Genomic DNA, 24146 nt, shown 5'->3' with positions numbered 1-24146 from the left:
GATCCCCTCGTACGTACGAGATTCCGGCATGCCCGTGCGACCGCCCTGTCCCCGACGTTAGGCCCCTCTGTGTCCCGCTCGATCATCCGCCGCATCGCCAACCGCCCGAAGACCGCCCTGGTCGGCTCCGCTCTCGTGGTGAGCTCCGCCGCGATGGTGCTGGGCGCCAACCCGGCCACGGCCTCCGCCGCCCCCTCGCAGGCGGGCTCGGCCAGGACGATCGCCCACCAGATGATCAAGGACGACGCCCAGTTCCAGTGCTTCAGCAAGATCGTGTCGCACGAGAGCGGCTGGAACCCGAAGGCGTCCAACCCGTCGAGCGGCGCGTACGGCCTGGTGCAGGCCCTGCCCGGCGGCAAGATGGCCTCCGCCGGCTCCGACTGGAAGACCAACCCCGCCACCCAGATCAAGTGGGGCCTGGACTACATGAAGGACCGCTACGGCAGCCCGTGCGGCGCCTGGTCCACATGGCAGTCCCAGGGCTGGTACTGACCGGCCCCGACCGGCACAGCACCCCCGAAGGCCCCGGTGCCCGGCCTCCCACGGCCGGGCACCGGGGCCTTCGTGCGGAACACGGCCGGACCGCGGGCGCACCCGGTGAGGCCCCGCTGCCCTCGGCAAGGCGCCCCTACAGGCGCTGAATGATCGTTCCGGTCGCGAGCGCCCCGCCCGCGCACATCGTGACCAGCGCGAACTCCTTGTCCCTGCGCTCCAGCTCATGCAGTGCCGTGGTGATCAGCCGCGCCCCGGTCGCACCCACCGGATGCCCGATGGCGATGGCGCCGCCGTTGACGTTGACCTTCTCCAGGTCCTGCTCGAAGACCTGCGCCCAGCTCAGTACCACCGAGGCGAAGGCCTCGTTGATCTCCACGAGGTCGATGTCCTTGAGTGACATCCCGGCCTTGCCCAGCACCGCCCGGGTCGCGTCGATCGGACCATCGAGGTGGTAGTGCGGGTCCGAGCCGACGAGAGCCTGGGCGACGATCCGGGCCCTCGGCCGCAGCTTCAGGGCGCGCGCCATACGCTTCGACGCCCACATGAGGGCCGCCGCGCCGTCCGAGATCTGCGAGGAGTTGCCCGCGGTGTGCACGGCGGTCGGCATGACGGGCTTCAGCGTGGCCAGCGCCTCCATGCTGGTGTCACGCAGCCCCTCGTCGCGGTCGACGAGCCGCCACATGCCCTGTCCCGCGGCCTGCTCCTCCTCGGTGGTCGGCACCTGCACCGCGAAGGTCTCCCGCTTGAACCGCTCCTCGGCCCAGGCGACGGCCGCACGCTCCTGCGACAGCAGCCCCAGCGAGTCGACCCGTTCGCGGGTCAGCCCGCGGTGGCGCGCGATGCGCTCGGCGGCCTCGAACTGATTGGGCAGGTCGACGTTCCACTCGTCGGGGAAGGGCTTGCCGGGCCCGTGCTTGGATCCGCTGCCCAGCGGCACCCGCGACATGGCCTCGACCCCGCAGCTGATGCCGATGTCGATGACGCCCGCCGCGATCATGTTGGCGACCATGTGGCTCGCCTGCTGCGAGGATCCGCACTGGCAGTCCACGGTCGTCGCGGCGGTCTCGTACGGAAGCCCCATCGCGAGCCAGGCGTTGCGCGTGGGGTTCATGGACTGCTCGCCGGCGTGGGTGACCGTGCCGCCCACCACCTGCTCGACGCAGTCGGCGTGAATGCCGGTGCGGCCGAGGAGTTCACGGTAGGTCTCGCCCAGCAGATAGGCGGGATGAAGGTTGGCGAGCGCGCCTGAGCGCTTGCCGATGGGTGTGCGTACGGCTTCGACGATGACGGGTTCCGCGGCCATGAGCTCGTCCTCTCCTCGCACAGCCGTGGGGCGTCCCGGCGCTCCACGGGCGACTGTGTCCTTCCGGGTACGACCCCGGACCCCCGAAGTAGTACGCGTTCTAGTTCTCGGAACAGTCTCATGAGTGCTACCCCGGGTACGCAAGGGTCTTGCACGCCCCTGCTGCACCCCCGTGCCGCAACAGATCCGCCCACGACCCTTGCCACTTGTAGAACTCGTTACTACCTTTCGGTCAACTTCTGATGGGTCGTCAGACAAATTTCGAGTCACCGACACCGCCGCCAGACCTGGAGTTGACCTTGAAGCTGCCGAAGGACTGCCCCCATCTGCCCGCAGGGTTCGACTTCACCGATCCCGATCTGCTCCAAACCCGCATTCCGCACCCCGAGTTCGCCGAGATGCGCACGACGGCTCCGGTCTGGTGGTGTGCGCAGCCGGCCGGCATCTCCGGCTTCCAGGACGAGGGCTACTGGGCCGTCACCCGGCACGCCGACGTCAAACACGTCTCCACGCACCCCGAACTCTTCTCCTCCCACACCAACACGGCGGTCATCCGCTTCAACGAGTCGATCAGCCGCGACCAGATCGAGGTCCAGAAGCTGATCATGCTCAACATGGACCCGCCGGAGCACACGCGCGTACGCCAGATCGTCCAGCGCGGCTTCACCCCGCGGGCGGTCCGCTCCCTGGAGGCCGCCCTGCGCTCACGTGCCCGTGCGATCGCCGGGGCCGCCCTGTCGGGCGCGAAGGGCGACGGCAGCTTCGACTTCGTCACCAGCGTCGCGGTCGAACTCCCGCTCCAGGCGATCGCCGAGCTCATCGGTGTACCGCAGGAGGACCGCGCCAAGATCTTCGACTGGTCCAACAAGATGGCGGCGTACGACGACCCCGAGTACGCGATCACCGCGGAGATCGGCGCCGAGGCGGCGATGGAGATCGTCTCGTACGCGATGAACCTGGCCGCCGCCCGCAAGGAGTGTCCCGCCAAGGACATCGTCAGTCAGCTGGTGGCCGCGGAGAACCAGGGCAATCTCTCCAACGACGAGTTCGGCTTCTTCGTGATCCTGCTGGCGGTGGCCGGCAACGAGACGACGCGCAACGCCATCAGCCACGGTATGCACGCGTTCTTGACCCACCCCGAGCAGTGGGAGCTCTACAAGCGCGAACGCCCCACGACCACCGCCGAGGAGATCGTGCGATGGGCGACGCCCGTCGTCTCCTTCCAGCGCACCGCCACACAGGACCTCGAACTGGGCGGCGCACAGATCAGGAAGGGCGACCGGGTCGGCATCTTCTACTCCTCCGCCAACAACGACCCCGACGTCTTCGACGCGCCCGAACGGTTCGACATCACCCGCGACCCGAACCCGCACCTCGGCTTCGGCGGCGGAGGCCCGCACTTCTGCCTCGGCAAGTCCCTTGCCGTGATGGAGATCAACCTGATCTTCAACGCCATAGCCGACGTCCTGCCCGGTCTGCGACTCGTGGGCGACCCCCGCCGACTGCGCTCGGCGTGGCTGAACGGCATCAAGGAACTCCAGGTCAGCCTCGGCTGACCTGGAGTCGGCACGCACCACCACCAGCCGCGGGAGGCGGGGGATCCATCCCACGCCCCTCCCCTGCCTCCCGCAGGAACGTCCGGCCCCCGCAGGCGCCCGAGTGGCGGAACCGGCGCGCCGGGCGGATCCTGACAAGAACGCGACGATCCACCCCAGGGGGTGCGGGATTCCCGTACCCCCTGGGGCCGCGAGCGTTACTTCGGCGTGGCCGGAACTGTTGTTTCCGCCTGCCCGGCGACGTCCTCCCGTGCGTGCGGCAGCCCGCTGCCGGGCAGCCTCAGCTGCCGCCGGCCCGCCAGCACATAGGCGAGGCCGAAGCCCGCGCCCACGACGGCCGCTCCGCCTGCCGCGTCCAGCACCCAGTGGTTCGCGGTCGCGACGATCGCGCAGACCGTGAACAGCGGGTGGAGCAGACCCAGCGCCTTCATCCACAGCTTCGGCGCGAGGACCAGGACGATGAGCCCGCACCACAGCGACCAGCCGAAGTGCAGCGAGGGCATCGCCGCGTACTGGTTGGTGACGGCCGTCATCGCGCCGTAGTCCGGGTTGGCGAGGTCCTGCGGGCCGTGGACCGTGTCGATGAACTCCATGCCGGGCATCAGGCGCGGCGGAGCCAGCGGGTAGAGCCAGAAACCGAGGAGCGCGAGGAGCGTGGCGAAGGCGAGGGAGGCGCGCGCCCAGCGGTAGTCGGCGGGGCGGCGGACGTACAGGACTCCGAGGATGGACAGCGGGACCACGAAGTGGAAGGACGTGTAGTAGAAGTTGAAGAAGGCCTCCGCCCACTTCACCTTCACCACCGCGTGGTTGATCCAGTGCTCGATGTCGATGCCGAGCGCCTGCTCCGCGGCGACGATCTGGCGGCCATGCTCCTCGGCCGCGGTGACGCCGCCGGTCGCGGCGGCGCGGATGTGTGAGTAGACGCTGTAGCCGACCCGGATGACCAGCAGTTCGAGCAGCAGATTGGGGCGGCTGATCACGCGCCGCCAGAACGGCAGCAGCGGCACCTGGCGCCAGCGCGCCGGGACGGGGAGCGCGTACTGGGTGGGAACCGGGCTGCGGAAGTACGGCGAGGTGCGCGGCAGGAAGGGCACCGCGCAGGCCGCGGCGACCGCGGCGATCAGCAGGACGTTGTCGCGTACGGGATAGAGCACCGCCATGTTGGGCAGCAGCATCTTCCCCGGCAGGGTCATCGCCAGGACGATCAGGACCGGCCAGAGCATCCGGTCGGAAGCGCGCTTGCCGACGCGGCCGACGACCGCGAGCAGCACCCACAGAAGCTGGTGCTGCCAGGCGGTGGGCGAGACGGCGACGGCCACACAGCCGGTCAGGGCGACGGCGAGAAGGAGCTGGCCGTCCTGGGCGTGGCGGACGGCGCGGCGCAGTCCGAAGAAGCAGACGGCGGCGGCGAGCGCGAGGAACAGCGCGATCTCCAGCGGGCCTTGCAGTCCGGAGCGGAGCAGCGCGCCGTGCAGGGACTGATTGGCGAGGCTGTCGGGGCGGGCGCCGAGCCCGGCGCCCGCGACATGGTGGACCCAGTACGTCCAGGAGTCGCCGGGCAGCGCGGCCCAGGCGAGCACCGAGAGGGCGGCGAAGGTGCCGGCCGAGGTGACGGCGGCGCGTCTGCGCCCGGTGAACCAGAACAGGGGCGCGAAGAGCAGGACGGTGGGCTGGAGGGCGGCGCCGATACCGATCAGCACACCGCAGGATCTCTCCCCGCGGGCCGCGAAAGCGCCGAGGAGGACCAGCAGGACCGGGATGATGCTGGTCTGTCCGAGGTAGAAGCTGTTGCGCACGGGCAGCGACAGCATGAGCAGGCAGATGGCGATGGGCGCGGCGAGCAGGCCGCTGCGGCGCGAGACGGGTCCGGGCAGGGCGCGTGCGACGAGCAGGCCGATGCCGACGACCAGCAGGAGCGTTCCGAAGGTCCAGGCCACGCCCAGGCTCTGTTCGGCGGAGCGTGTGAGCGGTTTGAGTACCAGTCCGGCGAAAGGTGTACCGGTGAACTTGTCGGCGTCGTAGAGGGAGCCCTTCACATGCAGGACGCCCCCCGCGCCGATCCAGGTCTCCAGGTCGGTCAGGCGTTCACCGGGGGGCTGCCGGAGCACCGCCGCCGCCTGCCGTATCGCGAGGACGGCGGCCACGAGCCACAGGGCGGCCCTCGCCGCGCCCATCCTCGTGTCCGTCGTCCCACTCCCGCGCATGCCGTGCTCCGCGTTCGCCACGTCGCGCCGCGCCTCCCCTGCCTTGTCTCGTTCCTGACGGCTGGTCCATAGAGCGTCGCACTGCTCCATGAAGGAGACTCAGGCAACCCCCTCTTCGCCTGGCTGTCACCCCGTTTTGACCGAATATCTCGCTCGACGGCCCCGGAACCGTGTGGTCCGCGCCGACGTCACACGGGGCATGCGGGGGAACATACAAGACCTGGGACGCGGACACATACCGGGCCGTAAGCGGCAGAATGTCCTTCTGGTCATGCTAGCGCTGATCGCGCTCCAGCTCGGATCGCTGATCAGTCCGGCATATGCCTGCGGCTGCGGAGCGATGGTCCCCGAACGCGGAACGCGCATGGCCGTCGACCGGGAGACCTCGGTGGTCGGCTGGGACGGCCGTACGGAGCAGATCGTCATGCGCTTCACGGTTGACGGGGACGCCCCGAAGGCCGCCTGGATCATGCCCGTGCCCGGCCGGGCGACGGTCGAACTCGGCGACGCGGCCCTCTTCGACAAGCCGGAGGCGGTGATCGCGCCGGAGCACCGCACGAGGCACTACTTCTGGCCGCGCGCCAAGGACTGGCCGTTCTCGGGAAGCGACTCCGACAGCGCGGGCGCTCCGGCCCCGGGCGGGAGCGCGGCGGTGGGCGTCGTGGGGCGCGAACGCCTCGGCGGCTTCGACGTCGCGCGGCTGACGGCGACGGATCCGGGAGCGCTCAGGGGCTGGCTGGAGAAGAACGGCTTCGAGCTGCCTGCGGGGCTGGCGGACGACCTGCGGCCGTATGTGGCCGGGAAATGGGAGTACGTGGCCGTGCGGCTGGCCCCCGAGGCGCAGGGCAAGGTGCTGCGGGGCACCCTCGACCCGCTGCGGCTGCGTTTCGCGAGCGACACGCTCGTCTACCCGATGCGGCTGTCGCGGCGCGCGAAGACCGCGCAGTCGCTCGGGCTGTTCGTGCTGGCGCCGCACCGGATGGAGCCGGTGAGCTCGATCGGCGGAGACGTACCGGAGGTGACATACGCCGGACGGGTGACGGCGGACGGGATTCTCGCCGGGTACACGAGCGCCGGCGAGACCTTTCTGACGGCACTCGACCAGCGGTTTCCCGAGCCGGGACGGATCGACGGCGACCACGAGCTGCGGGCGGCCACGGCGGACACCCCCTTCCGGCAGGTGGTGTACCGCGACTCGCTGCTCACCGTCGGCACCGTGCCCGTGTGGCTGCTGACGGTCGGCGGAGGGCTCGTCGCACTGGTGGCGCTGCTGCTGTGGCGGGGGGCGGCCCGGCACAGAAGGCCTGTTCTGCCGCCTCCCGCTGTTCACGCGCCGCCGCCACTGGGCTGAAATAGATTGAGCGGTATGACCCAGGAGCTGTGGAACGCAGTCGACCGCTATGTCACCGACCTCCTCGTGCCCGCCGACGAAGCACTGACCGCCGCGCTCGCGGCGAGCGACGCGGCCGGTCTCCCCTCGATCGCCGTCGCCCCGAACCAGGGCAAGCTGCTGCATCTGCTGGCCAGGATTCAGGGTGCGCGCTCCGTCCTGGAGATCGGCACGCTGGGCGGCTACAGCACCATCTGGCTGGCGAGGGCTCTGCCCGAGGACGGCAGGCTGATCTCGCTGGAGTACAGCCCTGCGCATGCCGACGTGGCGCGCGCGAATCTGGCCCGCGCCGGCCTCGACAAGATCGCCGAGGTCCGTACGGGAGCCGCGCTCACGACGTTGCCGAAGCTGGTGGCGGAGCCGGGCGCGGGCCCGTTCGACCTCGTGTTCATCGACGCGGACAAGGAGAACAACCCGCGCTACGTGGAGTGGGCGCTCAAGCTCACCCGGCCGGGCAGCGTGATCGTCGTCGACAACGCGGTCCGGGGCGGCGCGGTGGCCGACGCGCAGACCACGGACCCGGCGATCGTCGGCACGCGCGAGATGTACGAGCTGGTGGCGCGGGAGCCGCGCCTGGACGCGACGGCGGTGCAGACGGTGGGCACGAAAGGCCACGACGGCTTCTTGCTGGCGCGCGTGGTCGCCTGAGCCGTGCCCGAGTGGTGCGGCGGCGGGTGAGAGCGGTGGTGCGGCCCCGGCCCGGGGACGGGGGCGGCCCCGGGCCGGGAGATCATGAGCCGCTCTGCGCGTCCACGCGCGCCTGCTCCTCGATGCGCCGCTTGGCGTCCTTCCAGGAAATCGGCAGCTCCTCGACCGGAACCTCCCAGAAGGTGAAGGTCGAGGAGCTCATCGTCGACCGCAGGCCCGTCATGATGCTCTTGTGGGGCTCTGTCCTCGCGTACCGGTAGAGCGCGTCCCTGTCCTCCCAGGCGGAGAGGGTGGAGAAGACCCCCTTCAGCAGCTGGGCCTCCAGTGACGCCCCGAGAGCTCCCGGTGCGGAACGCACCTGCTTCCAGGCCGAGAGCGACTTCAGGAAGAAGCGCGGCACGTCCTTGGCGGACTTCACGTCGAGACGCGAGGCCATCACGAATGCGCGGGTGTTGGGCCGGGCCGGATTCGGCTTCGCCCAGGGAAGAGTCGGCACGGTATCCTCACATCCACAGTTGGTGAGTGGCAGTATCCATATTAGACAGTGGAGCTGCCCAATTGCCAGTGGGAAGCGGGACCAGGTGCGAATCTCAGAGCTCAGCCGACGCAGCGGAGTCGCCACTGCGACGATCAAGTACTACCTGCGCGAGGGGCTGCTGCCACCCGGACGCCCCACCGCCGCGACCCAGGCCGAGTACGGCGAGTCGCATGTGCGGCGCCTCCGGCTGATCCGCGCCCTGATAGGGGTGCGGGGCCTGACGGTCAGCGCCGCCAAGGACGTGCTGGACGCCATCTCCGAGGGCGAGACCGACACGCACGAACTGCTCGGTCTCGTCTTCGGCGTCTGGCCGGCCTCAGGACCCGCCAAGGAGACCGCCCCCGCGAGCCAGGCCGCGGCGGATTCCACCGAAGTGAGTGCCCTGCTGGCCGAGATGGGCTGGACGGTCACGGAGCACAACCCCGCCCGGCAGGTCATCACCCAGACCCTGAGCACCCTCAACTCCCTCGGGATGGAGTACGACTGGCGGTCGCTCATCCCCTACGCACAGCTTGCCGAGCGGACCGCGGCCCTGGACCTCGATCAGCTCCAGGACCCCGACGATCCACTCGAAAAAGCCGAGCGTGCCGTGCTGCTGACCTTCCTCCTGGAACCGGCGCTGTTGGCACTGCGCCGGCTCGCCCAGGAGGCCGAGTCGACCGTCCGGTATCGCGACCGGCCGGAGGGCCGTTCGAGCCGACGTCGGCGTGCCCCAGGTCGGTGAGCAGGTAGCGGAGTTCGGCCATCGGCAGCTTCTCGTGCCCGCCCGCATTGATCCCGCGCAGGAGTGCCGCATACCTCGTGGTCATGGGCGCGCGATAGGGCGGTCGCCGCGCCCTGTGGGGAGGGCACGGCGACCTCCGGCTCAGCGATGGGGCCGGTCGGTTAGTCGACGACCTTCAGCAGCTTGTTGGGCGTGCCCGCGCTGGCGTTGGTGATCTTGTCGGCCGTGGCGCCGTCGATGAGCGCCTTGGCAACCTCTTCCGGGGTGGCGTCCTTGTGGGCGCCGAGGTAGACCGCCGCGGCGCCGGCCACGTGCGGCGACGCCATGGAGGTACCGGACAGGGTCGCGGTGCCCTCGTCGCTGTCCTTCGACGCCGAGGTGATGTCGGTCCCTGGCGCGTAGATGTCCACGGACGCGCCGAAGTTGGAGTCGTCCGACTGCTGGTCCTCCTTGGTGGCGTTCGCCACGGTGATGGCCTCCTTGACGCGCCCCGGGGATTCCGCGCTCGCGTCGACGGAATTGTTGCCCGCCGAGGTCACGAAGGTGACGCCGGAGGCGATCGCCTTGCGGACGGCCTCGTCCATCGCCTCGTCGGCGCCGTCGCCGACGCTCATGTTGGCGACCGAGGGGCCCCGGTGGTTCTTGGTGACCCAGTCGATGCCCGCGATGACCCCCTCGGTGGTGCCGTGGGCGTTGTTGCCGGTGACGCGGACGGCGACGATCTTCGCCTTCTTGGCGACACCATACGTGCTGCCGGCGACGGTGCCCGCGACATGGGTGCCGTGACCAAGGCCGTCGTCGGCGGTGGCGTCGTTGTCGACGAAGTCCCAGCCGTACGAGGCACGGCCGCCAAACTCCTTGTGGGAGATACGGACCCCGCCGTCAATCACATACACCGTCACACCCTCACCGCCGCTGTCCGGATACGTGTACTTCCTGTCGCCCGCGGTGTCGGCCTGGTCGATACGGTCCAGACCCCACGACGGCGGATTGTCCTGGGTCGCTTCGTTGGAGAACGTCTTGTTCTGGACGACCTTGGCGACGGCCGGGTCGGCAGCCAGGCGCTTGGCCTCGGTCTCCGAAAGACCACTGGCGGAGAAGCCGTTGACGGCGGAGTTGTAATTGCGCTGGAGCTTGCCGCCGTACTCCGAAGCCAGGTCCTTCTTATCGGCCTTCTGGTCGAGCATCACGATGAAGCTGCCGTCGATGGCGCCTTCGGCGCTCATGCCGTACACCGTGCCCTCGGCCGGAGTTGCCGCTCCGGCGAACGACGTAGTGAGTGTCACTCCGGCGGCTGCTGCCACAGCGGCTATCGCCGCGGTCAGCTTGATTCTGCTCGCGCGCTTGTGAGTTGCCATGAAGAGGGAGCTCCTCGTCAACATGTGTGGGGGGATTGCGCCCCACGGACGGAAGAACTCCGGGGGCTGACTCGAAACCCTGACCGCTTTGATGCACCCAGATCAAGACCCTCATGCAGCCGTGACTTAGCCGAAAGGGTCCCTTAAGGAAGTCGCCGCACCCTGTGGGGTAAGGCACGGCGACCTCCGGCTCAGCGATGGTGCCGGTCGGTTACTCGACGACCTTCAGCAGCTTGTTGGGCGTGCCCGCACCGGGGTTGGTGATCTTGTCGCGCGTGGCGCCGTCGGTCAGCGCCTTGGCAACCTCTTTCGGGGTGGCGTTCTTGTGGGCGCCGAGGTAGACCGCCGCGGCGCCGGCCACGTGCGGCGACGCCATGGAGGTGCCGGACATGGTCGCGGTGCCCTCGTCGCTGTCCTTCGACGCCGATTTGATCGCGGTCCCTGGCGCGTAGATGTCCACGGACGCGCCGAAGTTGGAGAAGGGCGACTGCTGGTCCTCCTTGGTGGAGGACGCCACGGTGATGGCCTCCTTGACGCGGGCCGGGGAGTACTGGCTTGCGTCCTCGGCCGCGTTGCCCGCCGCGACCGCGAAGGTGACGCCGGAGGCGATCGCCTTGCAGACGGCCTCGTCGATCGCCTCGTCGTGGGGGCTGCCAATGCTCATGTTGGCGACCGAGGGGCCCCGGTGGTTCTTGGTGACCCAGTCGATGGCCGCGACGAACCGCTCGGTGGTGCCTACTTTGTTGTCGTCGATGACGCGGAGGGCGACGATCTTCGCCTTCTTGGCGACACCGTACGTGCTGCCGGCGATGGTGCCGGCGACATGGGTGCCGTGACCATGGTTGTCGTCGGCGGAGTTGTCGTTGTCGACGAAGTCCCAGCCGTACGAGGCACGGCCGCCAAACTCCTTGTGGGAGATACGGACCCCGCCGTCGATCACGTACGCCGTCACGCCCTTTCCGCCACTGTCGGGGTACGTGTACTTCTTGTCGCCCGCGGTGTCGGCCTGGTCGATGCGGTCCAGGCCCCACGACGGCGGGTTGTCCTGGGTCGCGTTGATGGGGACCTTCTGGTTCTGGACGGCCTTGGCGACGGCCGGGTCGGCGGGGTTGTCCTGGGTCTCGTTGATGGAGAACGTCTGGTTCTGGACGACCTTGGCGACGGCCGGGTCGGCGGCGAGGCGCTTGGCCTCGGTCTCCGAAAGGCCGCTGGCGGAGAAGCCGTTGACGGCGGAGTTGTAGTTGCGCTGGAGCTTGCCGCCGTACTCCGAGGCCAGGTCCTTCTTGTCGGCCTTCTGGTCGAGCATCACGATGAAGCTGCCGTCGATGGCGCCTTCGGCGCTCATGCCGTACACCGTGCCCTCGGCCGGAGTCGCCGCTCCGGCGAACGACGTGGTGAGTGTCACTCCGGCGGCTGCTGCCACAGCGGCTATCGCCGCGGTCAGCTTGATTCTGCTCGCACGCTTGTGAGTTGCCATGAAGAGGGAGCTCCTCGTCAACATGTGTGGGGGGATTGGGCCCGGACGGAAGAACTCCGGGGACTGGCTCGAAACCCTGACCGCTTTGATGCACCCAGATCAAGACCCTCATGCAGCCGTGACTTAGCCGAAAGGGTCCCTTAAGGAAGTCGCCGCACCCTGTGGGGGAGGGCACGGCGACCGCCCGCTCAGCGATGGTGCCGGTCGGTTACTCGACGACCTTCAGCAGCTTGTTGGGCGTGCCCGCGCCGGGGTTGGTGATCTTGTCGCGCGTGGCGCCGTCGCACAGCGCCTTGGCAACCTCTTCCGGGGTGGCGTCCTTGTGGGCGCCGAGGTAGACCGCCGCGGCGCCGGCCACATGCGGCGACGCCATGGAGGTACCGGAGTAGGTCTTGGTGCCCTCGTCGCTGTCCTTCGACGCCGAGGTGATCTTGGACCCTGGCGCGTAGATGTCCACGGACGCGCCGAAGTTGGAGAAGCCCGACTGCTGGTCCTCCTTGGTGGAGGACGCCACGGTGATGGCCTCCTTGACGCGCGACGGGGAGCGCTGGCTGGCGTCGATGGACTTGTTGCCCGCCGCGACCGCGAAGGTGACGCCGGAGGCGATCGCCTTGCGGATGGCCTCGTCGAGCGCTTCGTCGGCGGGGCCCTCGAGGCTCATGTTGGCGACGGAGGGGCCCTGGTGGTTCTTGGTGACCCAGTCGACGCCCGCGATGGTCTGCTCGGTGGTGCCGTGGCCGCTGTCGTCGAAGACGCGGACGGCGACGATTTTCGCCTTCTTGGCGACTCCGTACGTGCTGCCGGCGATGGTGCCGGCGACATGGGTGCCGTGACCCGTGCCGTCGTCGGGGGTGTCGTCGTTGTCGATGGCGTCGTAGCCGTACGAGGCACGGCCGCCGAACTCCTTGTGGGAGATACGGACCCCGGTGTCGATCACGTACGCCGTCACGCCCTCGCCGCCACTGTCGGGGTACGTGTACTTCTTGTCGCCCGCGGTGTCGGCCTGGTCGACGCGGTCCAGACCCCACGACGGCGGGTCGTCCTGGGTCTCGCTGATGGAGAACGTCTTGTTCTGGACAACCTTGGCGACGGCCGGGTCGGCAGCCAGGCGCTTGGCCTCGGTCTCCGAAAGACCGCTGGCGGAAAAGCCGTTGACGGCGGAGTTGTAATTGCGCTGGAGCTTGCCGCCGTACTCCGAAGCCAGGTCCTTCTTATCGGCCTTCTGGTCGAGCATCACGATGAAGCTGCCGTCGATGGCACCTTCGGCGCTCATGCCGTACACCGTGCCCTCGGCCGGAGTTGCCGCTCCGGCGAACGACGTAGTGAGTGTCACTCCGGCGGCTGCTGCCACAGCGGCTATCGCCGCGGTCAGCTTGATTCTGCTCGCGCGCTTGTGAGTTGCCATGAAGAGGGAGCTCCTCGTCAACAGGTGTGGGGGGATTGCGCCCCACGGACGGAAGAACTCCGGGGGCTGACTCGAAACCCTGACCGATTGATGCGCCCAGATCAAGACCCTCATGCAGCTGTGACTTAGCCGAAAGGGTCTCTTAAGGTTGAAACAGCCACACGCGCACATGTCCGACTGCCACCCTCAACCCCCTTTACCTGCAAGGGACTTCCATCGTCCCTGTCGGGGATGCCACCGCTCAGAAAGGAGGAGACGGAGGCAGGTCGAGGTCACCGGCCAGCAAGAGGAGACGACTTGGGCGCCTGCTGCACGATCTGCTGCGGTACGAGAGACCGAGGGGGACCATGCCGTACCTGCCGCCGAAGAAGCTTCGGGGCCGTCGTGCGTCAGGATGCTGTTGCGCGCCTGCCAGATCTCCTCGCTCGGCTCGACGCCCAGCCTTCGAGGGCGCCGGGCTGCGCGCGGTGACCGCCACGCTCCCCGCCGAGTCCCTGCGCCATGTGGTGCTGTTCTCCTCGGTTCGGGCGCACCAAGGCGGCGGCCGGCGCGGCAGGCATCATCAAGCTGGCCCTCGCCCTGAGCGGCACATCGATGTCGCCATCGAATTCGCCGACCTCGCACACTGCAGGCGCGGATCATGCTCGCGCTCGCCGGCTCGGGCCGCCGGGCGGCGCCCGGCTTGGACAGATCCGCGTCGGCGATGATCAGCAGACGGTCCGACTCGTGTGCACCAGTTTCTGGTAGGCGGGCGGCGCTTAAAACCGCTCCAGAGCGCATCGGCTATTTCTTCGTGGCTGACGGTCTGGTCCGGCTGCACGGCACGCAGCGCGAGCAGGGCACGCTGCTTCAGCGGCATGGCCACGGGCGTCCCCGTGAACAGCACGGTCAGCGGCCCCAGCACGCGTATCTCGTAAGGGAATCCGGTCTGCTCGGACTTCGCCACGGCAGCGGACTCGGGCTCCGGGACGACGGCACCCTCGTACCCGACGACCTCGGCCATACGGGCCAGGGTCTCGTGCCGTGGATTCTTCACCTGGTCACACTCAATATGACGGACGGTTCTTACACTGATCTCGGCCCTTCGGGCCACTTCGTCTCATTCCAAATTGGATAATCGGCAGGGCAGGCGCATCGACATACGCAGGCTGCCGACAAAGAGTTGCCGCGAACCGAGCACCGGTCGAACCATCAACCACATTCCCGGCGACACCTCGCCAACCTGGTCGAATAATCAACCACATTCGCGCGTGCCCGCCGACCGGGCGGCCGGCGGGCACGCGCGAACCAGGGCCTGCGCGGCACCGGACCCCGCTCACCGATCCGGCCCGGCCCAGGAAAAACGCGCTAAGCGGTACGGACCGCGCTTTCGGCCGTCGGCTCCTCGAAGCCGCGACCCTCCGGCATCCCGGCCTCCGGCTGTTCGGGAGACCGGCGCACCACGAGCATGACGAGCACGGCCGCCGCGATCGCAGCCAGACCGCTGATCAGGAACACCTGGTCGAGACCCGCGGCATAGGCGTCCTCGACCGCACTGGTCGCGGCTGCCCGCGCCTGCTCGGGAACGCCCGCGATCAGGTTCTGGGCCTGGCCGCCCGTGACGAGTTCGGCCGCCGATTCGGTCCCGGCGAATGTCCCGCTGTCGTCCAGGCTCCTGCCGATCGCGCCCGCCAGAATGGCGCCCACCACGGGAATGCCCACCGCGAACCCGAGCTGGCGGAAGGTGTTCGCCGCTCCGCCCGCCATGCCCGCCCGGCTCGCCGGCGCCGCCGCCAGCGCGGCCGACGCGAGGGTCGGCGAGGCGATGCCGACGCCGACACCGGTCACGATCATTCCGGGAAGCAGCGCCGTCCAGCCCGAGTCGCCGGTGAGCAGCATCTCCAGCAGGGTGCCCGCCCCGATCAGCAGCAGCCCGATGCCGATCGGCCACTGCGGAGCGGCATTGGCCAGGAACCGGCCTGCCAGACCCGCGGCGAGGAAAGACATTCCGCTGAGCGGAGTGAGGATCAGACCCGCCTTGACGGGGCTGAGGTCGAGCACCGACTGCGCCCACACCGAGACGAAGACCAGGTTGGCGAAGGCGGCGGCGCTGAACACCACGGCCCCGGCCATCAGACCGCCGAACGACGGCGTACGCAGCAGGGCGAGGTCCAGCATCGGGTCCCGCCTGCCGCGCTCCACCAGGACGAAGACCACCAGCGCCAGCGCCGAACCGCCGAAGAGCAAAAGGGTGCTCGTGGCGCCCCAGCCGTCGTCGCCCGCACGGATCAGGGCGAAGATCAGCAGGGTCGACACCAGGGTGAAGCTGATGGTGCCCGGGAGGTCGACACGGCGGTCGGTCCTGATGGCCGAGCCGGCCAGGTACTTCGCGCCGACGTACAGGGCGAGCGCCGCGACCGGCAGGTTGACCAGGAAGATCCACCGCCAGTTGAGGTGCTCGGTGAGCAGCCCGCCCAGGATCGGCCCGGCCGCCGCGGCGGCGCCGTTGACCGCGCCCCACAGTCCGAAGGCGATACCGCGGTCACGGCCACGGTAGTTGGCGGCCAGCAGGGCGGTGTTGGTGGCGAACATCGCCGCCGCCCCGAGGCCCTGCACACCGCGGGCCGCGATGAGCTGGCCGCTGGAGCCCGCCAGGCCGCAGGCGAGCGAGGCGAGCGCGAAGATCGTGAGGCCCGCGAGGTAGACCCGGCGGGCGCCCTTGAGGTCGGAGAGCGAGCCGATCGCCATCAGCAGTGCGGCGAGGACCAGCACATAGACGTCGACCACCCACTGGAGGGCGGAGAACGACGCGTCGAGGGAGTCGGTCATCTGGGGCAGGGCGACGCTGACGATGGTCACGTCGATCAGGAGCATGAAGGTGCCAAGGCAAACCGCCAGCAGCGGCATCCATTTGCGCATAACGCGGAGCCTCTCAGAATGCGAGACGGAAAAGGACAAAAGCGACTGCCGACCGGGCCGGACGACCGACGGCCCGGGCTGTTCACGGCTGCGCGACGACCGGTGCCGCGTGGGTCGGCACCAATGAGGAGCGGTCTGTACGGGCACCTCTTAGACAGTGGCTAATAGGTTAGGCTGACTCTATGCCCTGCGGGTCGCCGGGCGTCAAGTCGCTTCGGTCACACCCCCTCAGCGTTAGGTTTTTAGTCATGTCTGGGTCAGCGCCACGCCGCCGTTCACGAGCCTCGGCGGGCCTGCCGCCCATCACGGCGGACAAGATCATCGATGCCGCGGTCGAACTGACCGCGCAGCGCGGACTCGACGGCTGGTCGATCCGGCAGATCTCCACCAAGCTGGATGTCTGGCCGGGCGTGGTGGCCCATCACGTCGGGGACCGGGAGGCCGTCGTCATGGCCGTCACCGACCGGGTGATCGCCCGGATTCCGGTGCCCGACCCGGACGCGTCGTGGCGCGACTGGTTCAGCGCGCTGATGCTGGAAGGCCGGGCCGTCCTGCGGCAGTTCCCGGGCGTGGCGCGCAGGCTCGTCCTGGTCGGCCCGAACGTGCCGGCCGCGCTGCCCACCATCGACCAGGGAATCAGGGTCCTCCAGCGCGCCGGATTCGGCGAGCGCTCCACACAGATCTACCGCTATCTGCTCAACAGCGCGTTCATGCTGGTGGCCGTGGAGGACGACCGGGACAGCTACTTCCCGGCGGCACGCGCGGAAATGGGGCGTGCGATGGCCGCGTTCGCCGCGGACACCACACGCCCGGGACTCGCGGCGGCGGGCGCTCAGGCCGCCGGCAGAAGCGACGACCCGGCCGACCTCGCCGCGGAGGATCTGGCGTTCTTCACCTTCACCGTCGAGCGCTCGCTCGACGGCGCGCAGGCACTGCTGACCGGCTGACCGCGCCTCCTGTCAGGTGGTGGCGCGCTCAGGCGACGGCGTACGAGCCGAAGTCCAGCACGGACCGGCCGTCCGAGTCGACGAGTTCGCGAGCCGCTCCTGGAAGCGGCCCGCGAACTCCGAGGAGATCGATCAGGGCCTCACCGGTGACGGCGCCGAACAACTCGCCTCGCCCACCGGCCAGTTCGTCGTCGGACGGTACGGCGGCAAGGCCGCGGCCTGCGGTGGAGTGCTCCTGCTCGACTCCGGGCGCGCCGAGCTGACGCGGGTCTATCTGCGGCCCGCGTTCCGCGGCAGGAAGGGGCCTCGCTGTTGCCGGCGGCCCTGGAGGACGAGGCCCGCGCGCTCGGCGCCCGGCGGATGGTGCTCAACACCCGGCTCGACCTCATCGAGGCACGCACTCTGTACGTCCGGCACGGCTACGCCGCGATCCCGGCGTACTGCACGGGCCCGTACATGGAGGTCTGGTACGGCAAGGACCTGTAGGAACCGCAGTGCCGGGCGGTTCAGGGCGCGCGATGGTCCCCCGGTGGATCCGGGCTGTACGGCCGCTCCGCGTCGGACCCGCACAGCTCCGCGTTCAGCTCCTCGACCAGCTGCACGAGATCGGTCGGCCGGTCCGGGCCCCACCAGTCGCCGAGCAGCTCCGAGAGTGACTCCTCACGGGCCTTCGCCAGCCGTACGGCCGTCTCCACACCCGCGTCGGTCAGGATCAGCTGCAGACCCTCGCGGCGGGCCAGCCCCCGCTCCTCCACCTGGCGTGCCGCCTCGGTGATGGCCCGCAGCGGCACGGGCGTGGTGTCGGCGAGCAGGGCGGGCTCCACCGTGCCGTGGCGGCGGATGCGCAGCACCAGCCAGCCGGCCGCGGGCAGCAGGTCGTACCCCGCCTTCGCGGTGATCTTCTCGTAGATCCGGCGCCGGCCCTCGCGCGAGCCCAGTACCGACAGCGCACGTGCCACCTCCTCGTGGGAGGAGCGCAGCACCGGGTTGGAGGCGAGGGTCTCGGTGGGGTCGGGCGCGGTGACCGAGCCGCGCAGTTTGTCCTCCCTGAGGAACCACGAGACGACGAAGGCGACGAGCACCACGGGCACGGCGTAGAGGAAAACGTCCGTGATGGAGGAGGCGTACGCCTGGAGCACCGTCGGGCGCAGCGAGGCCGGCAGTTCGGCGATCGCGCGCGGGTCGGCGGCCAGCTGGGCGGGGCCGACCCCGGAGGGCACCGTCTGTGTGGAGAGCGCGTCGGCCAGATTGTTCTCCAGCCGGTTGGTGAAGATCGTGCCGAAGATCGCCACACCGAAGGACGCCCCGATGGAGCGGAAGAAGGTCGCGCCCGAGGTGGCGACGCCCAGATCCTCGTAACGGACGGCGTTCTGGACGACCAGCACCAGCACTTGCATGACCAGGCCCAGACCGGAGCCGAAGACGAAGAAGCAGGCGCTCATCTCCCAGGTGGAGCTGGACGCGTCGAGCTGGTGGAGCAGCAGCAGGCCGAAGACCGTGATGGCGCTGCCCACGATGGGGAAGACCTTCCAGCGCCCGGTGCGGCTGACGATCTGCCCCGACAGGTTGGAGGTGGTCAGCAGGCCGAGCACCATCGGCAGCATGTGCACACCGGACATGGTCGGTGTGACGCCGTGGACCACCTGGAGGAAGGTCGGCAGATAGGTCATCACGCCGAACATCGCGAACCCGACGATGAAGCTGATGACCGCGACGAGCGAGAAGGTGCGGATCCGGAAGAGCGCCAGCGGCAGCACCGGTTCGGCCGCGCGCCCCTCGACCCGTACGAACACGGCCACGAGGACGGCCCCGAGGACGGCGATGGAGATGATCTGCGGTGAGCCCCAGGCCCAGGTGGTGCCGCCGAGCGAGGCGACAAGCACCAGACAGGTCGCGACGGAGGCGATGAGCAGGGTGCCGAGGTAGTCGATGGTGGGCCGGGCCCTGCGGACCGGGATGTGCAGCACGGCGGCGATGACGAGGAGGGCGACAACGCCGACGGGGAGGTTGACGTAGAAGACCCAGCGCCAGCTGAGGTGTTGGGTGAAGAAGCCGCCGAGCAGCGGGCCGAGCACACTGGTCGCGCCGAAGACTCCGCCGAACAGGCCCTGGTACTTCCCGCGTTCGCGCGGAGCGACGATGTCGCCGACGATCGCCATGGACAGCACCATCAGGCCGCCGCCGCCCAGGCCCTGGAGCGCGCGGAAGCCGATGAGCTGCGGCATGTTCTGGGCGACACCGCACAGCGCGGAGCCGATGAGGAAGATGACGATGGCGGCCTGGAAGAGCTTCTTGCGGCCGTACTGGTCGCCGAGCTTGCCCCACAGGGGGGTGGCCGCGGTCGAGGCCAGCATGTACGCGGTGACCACCCACGACAGGTGGTCCATGCCGCCGAGTTCGCTGACGATGGTGGGCAGCGCGGTCGAGACGATCGTCTGGTCGAGGGCGGCGAGCAGCAGTCCGAGCAGGAGTGCGCCGATGGCGGCCATGACCCCCCGCCGGCTCTGGCCTTCGCCGGGGACCGGGCTCACGGCCTCGGTGCTCACTTGCTGAGCCATGCCGAATCTCCTCTTCGCCCCTCCGGCCGTTCACCTCACCGCTGTCCTCCCCATCGTGGTGGGTGTGGCCTGTTCTGGCCTGCGGAACGTGCGACGCGCCCGGCCGGACCCGTTGGGCATCCCCTCGGGCCGCTGGATAATCACCGGCAGCCCGAGGGGCTCAAGGGGAGGGGAACCGGTGATGACCGGAATGAGGTGTCCCGGCTGCGGTACGCCGCGGGGCACAGGCGGCACGGCCGGGCACGGCTGCGACTGTGCGGAGCGGGCAGCCGAGGCGGTACGGACGGAGCGGGACGCGCAGATCGCAGCGGCGGAGGATTTCGATCCGCTGCGCATTCGGCCGTACGTGACCTTGCGGGGGATCGACGACGGCGGGGACGAGCCGGACACGGCGGACCTTGCCGGCTTACGGGCAGGACCCGCTCCGCCTCCGGCCACCGGATCTCCCCGGCCGGGACCCGAGGGAACGGCCCGGCCACCGACGCGGCACGAACCGGCCGAACTCGCCGGACCCGCCGAACCGCCCCAGTCGCGCCGACGGCGGCTGTCGGCCGGACTGACGGTGGGGGCGGCGGTGGCCGCGACCGCGGTGTTCGCCGGCGGACTGTTCTCCGGGGGCGACGAGGTTGACCGGACGCTGCCCGATCCGGAGTCGGGCACGTCGGCCGTATCGACCGTGAACACCGGTCCGGCCGCCCCGTCGTCCTCCTCCGCGACCAGGGCCGCGTCCCTTCCCGTCTCGGCGTCCGCGTCCGCGCCCGCGTCCCGCACGCCGTCCCCGTCACACTCCGGCGCGGCAGGTCCAGGCCCGTCGGGGAAACCGTCGGCGCAACCGTCGACACCCCCGCCCTCCACGACCCGGGCCACGGGCACGGTGTCCGAGCCTCCGCCGCCCCCCTCGGCCCCCGCCACCCTGCGGCGCGGAGACAGCGGGCCCCAGGTGGTGGAGCTGCAGAAACGTCTGGGCCAGGCGCTGGTGTACTCCGGCCCGGCCGACGGACAGTACGGCCAGGGCGTCGAGGACGCGGTACGCCTCTATCAGTGGGACCGGGATGTCGAGGGCGACGCGGAGGGCGTGTACGGCCCCATGACGCGACGGGCACTGGAGTCCGAGACGGACAAGCGCTGAGTTCTCCCGCTGGGCCACGGCATTCGCGACGGCGGCGGACGGGGAGAGCGGACGTGGAGAGCGGGCGGGGAGACATGAAAGAACCCTGGCCCGGCGCTAGCCCTCCCCGCTGATTCCTCCCGTCCGGACGACGTCGGGTGGACGGCGGGCTCCCCATTTTGTATATTCAAGGAACAAAGTGGTTCCGCCCGTATTCCCTGACCGGCGGGCGGAGCCGCTTGTTCTCTTCTCCCCCGCCCTGGAGCACGCCGATGCCGGCAACCGACCTGACCGCCCGCGCCCTCCTGCTCGACATGGACGGCACCCTCGTCAACTCGGACGCGGTGGTGGAGCGCTGCTGGCGCCACTGGGCAGGCGAACACGGCCTGGACCCGGACGAAGCACTCAAGGTCGTCCACGGCCGTCAGGGGTACGCCACGATGGCGGCCCTGCTGCCGGACCGGCCGATGGAGCAGAATCACGCCGACAACCGCGTGATGCTCGCCCGGGAGACGGCGGACACCGAGGGCGTGGTCCCCATCGCCGGTGCCCCGGCCTTCCTGTCCGCGATCGCCGCGTTCCCGCACGCCCTGGTCACCTCGGCGGACGAGGCCCTCGCCCAGGCCCGGATGACCGCGGCCCGGCTCCCGATGCCGGAGATCCGGGTCACCGCCGAATGCGTCGGCGCGAGCAAGCCTGACCCGGAGGGCTTCCTCAAGGGCGCGGCGGAACTGGGCTTCGCCGCCGAGGACTGCGTGGTCTTCGAGGACTCGCAGGCGGGCATCGAGGCGGCGCGGGCTGCGGGGATGCGGGTGGTGGGCGTCGGGCCGCGCGCACTCTCCCTGTCGCCGGACGTTCACGTCCAGGACCTGACGGCGCTCGGGGTGGAGACGCTGCCGGACGGCACGATCCGCCTCTGGTCCCGCGCCTAGCCGGGACCGCTCCTCGGACGCCGACGAGGCTTGGGGGTGAGGCCCCGACCCGGGGCTCGGGGCTCCGGCCCGACCAGCGCCCCAGCCGCCGGAGAGACCTGACCGCGCCCGGGGCCACACCTGAATCGTCGGCCGGACATCGGGCCTGTCGAAGGTCCCCCACGCCCCCGGACGGGACCCGTCACCCCGCCAGCGCCTCCAACAGGCTGAACCCCGCGAGCCCCAGCATCAGGCATGCCGCCACCCGTGTGATCAGCCGCAGCGGCACGTACTTCATCAGCGTCCGCCCGCCCAGGATCCCGATGGCCGCCACCGCCCACAGCGCCAGCACCGCGCCGACGCCGACCGACACCGGGTTGTCGTACCGCGCCGCGAGGTTCGCGGTCATGATCTGGGTCAGATCACCGAACTCCGCCACCAGGATCAGCATGAATCCCGCCCCGGAGACCTTCCAGAAGGACTGGTCCGCCGGTGCCTTGATGTGCTCCTCGTCGCCGTCGTCCTTCTTCAGCAGCAGCATCAGCGCGCCCGCCAGGAAGAGCAGGCCGACCACCGCCTGCACCAGCCGGTGCGGCAGCAGGGTCAGTACGCTGCCCGCCGCGATGGCGAGCGCGACATGCACGGCGAAGGCGGCGGCGACGCCCACGAAGACATACGAGGCGCGATAGCGGGTGCCGAGCATCAGACCGGCGAGCGCGGTCTTGTCGGGCAGTTCGGCGAGGAAGACGACGCCGAAGGTGACCGCCATGACGGTGAAGCTGATCACGGGTGGTTCCTCAATCGGTCGGGCGCGGCCCTGCCGAGAGTCCTGAGCGTTTCAGGGGTCGCTTCGGCACGGCAGCGCCATGAATACACATGAACACTGCGGCCGAAGGTCTCGCTGACGGGCCTCACCGAGGCCGCCTCCGGGCGCCGGCCGGGCACGAGGCCCGGCAGTATGTCGACGTTCCGGCGAAGAGCTACTCCCCTTCTGCTCCGTTCAGGGTACGGCACCGGCCCGCTCAGGCCGGATCCCGGTACAGCCGCCCCCGGGCCACCAGCTCCAGCACGAGCGACACCGCCACGGCCTGCACCGCCATCAGCGCGACCAGCACAAACAGCTGAACGGCCCCCGCGAGCAGCGGTGACGCCCCGCCGAGCAGCATGCCGACGAACGCGCCAGGAAGTGTGACGAGCCCCACGGTCCTGGTCTGGTCGAGCCCCGGCAGCAGTGCGTCGGACGCCGCGTCGCGCGCCACCTCGAGACGTGCGTCGCGGTCGAGCAGCCCGAGCGCCATCCCGGCTTCGACCTCTCCGTGCCGCAGACCCAGCTCGTCCAGGGCGCGCCGCCCGCCCAGCACGGTCGCGGTGAGCGCGCCGCCGATGAGGATCCCGGTGACCGGGATCAGCGCGATGCCCTTGAGCGGCACGAGTCCGGTGAGCAGCAGGGCCGAGACAACGGGCAGGACGCCCGCGGCGATCGGCAGCCAGGCCCACCACCAGGTGCCGTTCGCGGTGATGCGCCGCCCCGCGGTCCGCACGGCGACCGCGTACATCAGCAGCAGAAAGGCGAGCAGCAGCGGCAGGGAGTGGACGACCCAGCGGATCACCAGGGAAACGGCGGCAAGTTGAACGGCCGCGCGCACGCCCGCGACGGCGATTTCGCGCGCCCGGCCCAGGTGGGCGACGGCGGCCACCGTCGCCGCCACGGCCAGGAGTACGGCCAGTACGACCCCGAACGTGACATTGACCGTCAGCAGCACCCGCCAACCCTATGCCGGAACAGGCCATGTGCCGGAGCGTCAGAACCCTTGATCTGACGTGCTCATGTCGCCACGCTGTTACCTGGCGCACCCCACGAGGAAACCTTGCGCCGCAAGCATGGCCACGCCCGAACGGCCAAGCTCCCCCCACGTCAAAGGAGTTCGCATGCCTGGTGTCTACGCGCGTCGTTTCCGCCGAATAGCCGTACTCGCCGCAACCTCCGCTCTCGCCACGACCGGACTGCTCGCCACCGCACCCGCCGCACAGGCCTCCCCGCCCACCCCGGTCAGCGCCGCCACCGCCCGTACGTATCTCGGCCAGTTGACCGTGGCGGCCGAGGGGTCCTCCACCGGTTACAGCCGCGACAAGTTCCCGCACTGGATCACCCAGTCGGGCACCTGCAACACCCGTGAGGTCGTCCTCAAGCGTGACGGCACGAACGTCGTCCAGGACTCCAGCTGTGCGGCCGTCAGCGGCAGTTGGTTCTCCGAGTACGAAGGCGCCACCTGGACGGCCGCCGCCGACGTGGACATCGACCACATGGTGCCGCTCTCCGAGGCGTGGAAGTCCGGCGCGAGCGGCTGGACCACCGCCCGGCGGCAGGCCTTCGCCAACGACCTCACCCGTCCGCAGCTGATCGCCGTCACCGACAACGTCAACCAGGCCAAGGGCGACAAGGACCCCGCGGAGTGGCTGCCGTCGCGCACCTCGTACCGCTGCATGTACGCCCGTATGTGGGTGAACGTGAAGTACTACTACAACCTGAAGGTGGACTCCGCCGAGAAGAGCGCGCTCCAGGGCATCCTGAACGGCTGCTGACCAGGCGATTGCGTTCCGGACGCGATCCGGTACCGACGCTGGC

Annotated in this window: 20 protein-coding genes and 2 pseudogenes; 11 read left to right on the top strand and 11 right to left on the bottom strand. The window is 69.7% G+C overall.

The genetic code is table 11. The features are described 5' to 3' along the window. The first annotated feature begins 69 nt into the window (after positions 1-69). Positions 70-492, top strand: coding sequence for a transglycosylase SLT domain-containing protein (locus OG293_RS25835; protein WP_406001162.1), 423 nt, complete (start codon positions 70-72; stop codon positions 490-492). A gap of 136 nt (positions 493-628) precedes the next feature. Here the strand turns inward: OG293_RS25835 and OG293_RS25830 are convergent, their stop codons facing one another. After that, positions 629-1798, bottom strand: a complete 1170-nt coding sequence (locus tag OG293_RS25830; protein ID WP_406001161.1) for a steroid 3-ketoacyl-CoA thiolase — start codon at positions 1796-1798, stop codon at positions 629-631. Positions 1799-2097: 299 nt separating this feature from the next. Between OG293_RS25830 and OG293_RS25825 the strand changes: the two genes are divergently transcribed. Continuing rightward, a complete protein-coding gene (locus OG293_RS25825) occupies positions 2098-3354 on the top strand; it encodes a cytochrome P450 (protein ID WP_406001160.1) in 1257 nt (418 codons plus the stop codon). 197 nt (positions 3355-3551) lie between these two features. Here OG293_RS25825 and OG293_RS25820 read toward each other — a convergent pair whose 3' ends face one another. Next, the gene (locus OG293_RS25820) at positions 3552-5558 is read right to left on the bottom strand and encodes a bifunctional glycosyltransferase 87/phosphatase PAP2 family protein (protein ID WP_406003709.1); all 2007 of its coding nucleotides are present in this window, start codon (positions 5556-5558) and stop codon (positions 3552-3554) included. A gap of 271 nt (positions 5559-5829) precedes the next feature. On the opposite strand from OG293_RS25820, the gene OG293_RS25815 reads away from it, so the two are divergent. Together OG293_RS25815 and OG293_RS25810 are read left to right on the top strand one after the other, a co-directional pair. Then, positions 5830-6909: a DUF2330 domain-containing protein gene (locus OG293_RS25815; protein ID WP_406001159.1), complete on the top strand. Its 1080-nt coding sequence runs from the start codon at positions 5830-5832 to the stop codon at positions 6907-6909. 15 nt (positions 6910-6924) lie between these two features. Next, complete coding sequence (locus OG293_RS25810) at positions 6925-7596, top strand: O-methyltransferase (RefSeq protein ID WP_406001158.1); 672 nt, start codon at positions 6925-6927, stop codon at positions 7594-7596. 82 nt (positions 7597-7678) lie between these two features. Here OG293_RS25810 and OG293_RS25805 read toward each other — a convergent pair whose 3' ends face one another. Beyond that, positions 7679-8092, bottom strand: coding sequence for a DUF3291 domain-containing protein (locus tag OG293_RS25805; protein ID WP_406001157.1), 414 nt, complete (start codon positions 8090-8092; stop codon positions 7679-7681). A gap of 85 nt (positions 8093-8177) precedes the next feature. On the opposite strand from OG293_RS25805, the gene OG293_RS25800 reads away from it, so the two are divergent. After that, a complete protein-coding gene (locus tag OG293_RS25800; RefSeq protein WP_406001156.1) occupies positions 8178-8858 on the top strand; it encodes a MerR family transcriptional regulator in 681 nt (226 codons plus the stop codon). On the opposite strand, the pseudogene OG293_RS25795 reads toward OG293_RS25800, so the two are convergent. The 4 genes and pseudogenes from OG293_RS25795 to OG293_RS25780 all read right to left on the bottom strand — a co-directional run. Then, positions 8836-8943: pseudogene (locus tag OG293_RS25795) on the bottom strand (DUF1697 domain-containing protein); the annotation flags it as partial. The gene OG293_RS25800 and the pseudogene OG293_RS25795 sit on opposite strands and share 23 nt — an antisense overlap. A gap of 76 nt (positions 8944-9019) precedes the next feature. Further along, on the bottom strand, positions 9020-10216 hold the full coding sequence (locus OG293_RS25790) for a S8 family peptidase (RefSeq protein WP_406001155.1): 1197 nt from the start codon (positions 10214-10216) through the stop codon (positions 9020-9022). 211 nt (positions 10217-10427) lie between these two features. Beyond that, positions 10428-11693 carry a S8 family peptidase gene (locus OG293_RS25785; RefSeq protein WP_406001154.1) on the bottom strand — a complete coding sequence of 422 codons (1266 nt, stop codon included), beginning with the start codon at positions 11691-11693 and terminating at the stop codon, positions 10428-10430. A 208-nt stretch (positions 11694-11901) separates the two neighbouring features. Further along, a complete protein-coding gene (locus OG293_RS25780) occupies positions 11902-13098 on the bottom strand; it encodes a S8 family peptidase (protein ID WP_406001153.1) in 1197 nt (398 codons plus the stop codon). Between the two features lie 793 nt (positions 13099-13891). Here OG293_RS25780 and OG293_RS25775 point away from each other — a divergent pair. Then, complete coding sequence (locus tag OG293_RS25775; protein ID WP_406001152.1) at positions 13892-14215, top strand: hypothetical protein; 324 nt, start codon at positions 13892-13894, stop codon at positions 14213-14215. 230 nt (positions 14216-14445) lie between these two features. On the opposite strand, the gene OG293_RS25770 is transcribed toward OG293_RS25775, so the two are convergent. Then, positions 14446-15996 (bottom strand): MFS transporter, encoded by a 1551-nt coding sequence (locus OG293_RS25770; protein ID WP_406001151.1) that lies wholly within the window; start codon positions 15994-15996, stop codon positions 14446-14448. A gap of 248 nt (positions 15997-16244) precedes the next feature. Between OG293_RS25770 and OG293_RS25765 the strand changes: the two genes are divergently transcribed. After that, a complete protein-coding gene (locus tag OG293_RS25765; protein WP_406001150.1) occupies positions 16245-16943 on the top strand; it encodes a TetR/AcrR family transcriptional regulator in 699 nt (232 codons plus the stop codon). A 19-nt stretch (positions 16944-16962) separates the two neighbouring features. Next, positions 16963-17429: pseudogene (locus tag OG293_RS25760) on the top strand (GNAT family N-acetyltransferase). A 20-nt stretch (positions 17430-17449) separates the two neighbouring features. Here the strand turns inward: OG293_RS25760 and OG293_RS25755 are convergent. Beyond that, positions 17450-19501: a DHA2 family efflux MFS transporter permease subunit gene (locus OG293_RS25755; protein ID WP_406001149.1), complete on the bottom strand. Its 2052-nt coding sequence runs from the start codon at positions 19499-19501 to the stop codon at positions 17450-17452. Between the two features lie 181 nt (positions 19502-19682). On the opposite strand from OG293_RS25755, the gene OG293_RS25750 reads away from it, so the two are divergent. Both OG293_RS25750 and OG293_RS25745 read left to right on the top strand, forming a co-directional pair. Beyond that, positions 19683-20630 carry a peptidoglycan-binding protein gene (locus tag OG293_RS25750; RefSeq protein WP_406001148.1) on the top strand — a complete coding sequence of 316 codons (948 nt, stop codon included), beginning with the start codon at positions 19683-19685 and terminating at the stop codon, positions 20628-20630. 251 nt (positions 20631-20881) lie between these two features. After that, entirely contained in the window at positions 20882-21541 is a 660-nt protein-coding gene (locus tag OG293_RS25745; protein ID WP_406001147.1) for an HAD-IA family hydrolase, read from the top strand. A gap of 181 nt (positions 21542-21722) precedes the next feature. Here the strand turns inward: OG293_RS25745 and OG293_RS25740 are convergent, their stop codons facing one another. Together OG293_RS25740 and OG293_RS25735 are read right to left on the bottom strand one after the other, a co-directional pair. After that, positions 21723-22307, bottom strand: a complete 585-nt coding sequence (locus tag OG293_RS25740) for a TMEM165/GDT1 family protein (RefSeq protein WP_406001146.1) — start codon at positions 22305-22307, stop codon at positions 21723-21725. A gap of 235 nt (positions 22308-22542) precedes the next feature. Continuing rightward, positions 22543-23283, bottom strand: a complete 741-nt coding sequence (locus OG293_RS25735) for an ABC transporter permease (protein ID WP_406001145.1) — start codon at positions 23281-23283, stop codon at positions 22543-22545. A gap of 166 nt (positions 23284-23449) precedes the next feature. Here OG293_RS25735 and OG293_RS25730 point away from each other — a divergent pair, with 166 nt between their 5' ends. Then, on the top strand, positions 23450-24103 hold the full coding sequence (locus OG293_RS25730; RefSeq protein WP_406001144.1) for an HNH endonuclease family protein: 654 nt from the start codon (positions 23450-23452) through the stop codon (positions 24101-24103). Positions 24104-24146 lie beyond the last annotated feature (43 nt).

This window comes from Streptomyces sp. NBC_00829 (assembly GCF_045161795.1).
Taxonomy (GTDB): Bacteria; Actinomycetota; Actinomycetes; order Streptomycetales; family Streptomycetaceae; genus Streptomyces.
Note: the sequence above shows the minus strand (reverse complement) of the source record. Positions and strands in the feature narration are given on the sequence as shown.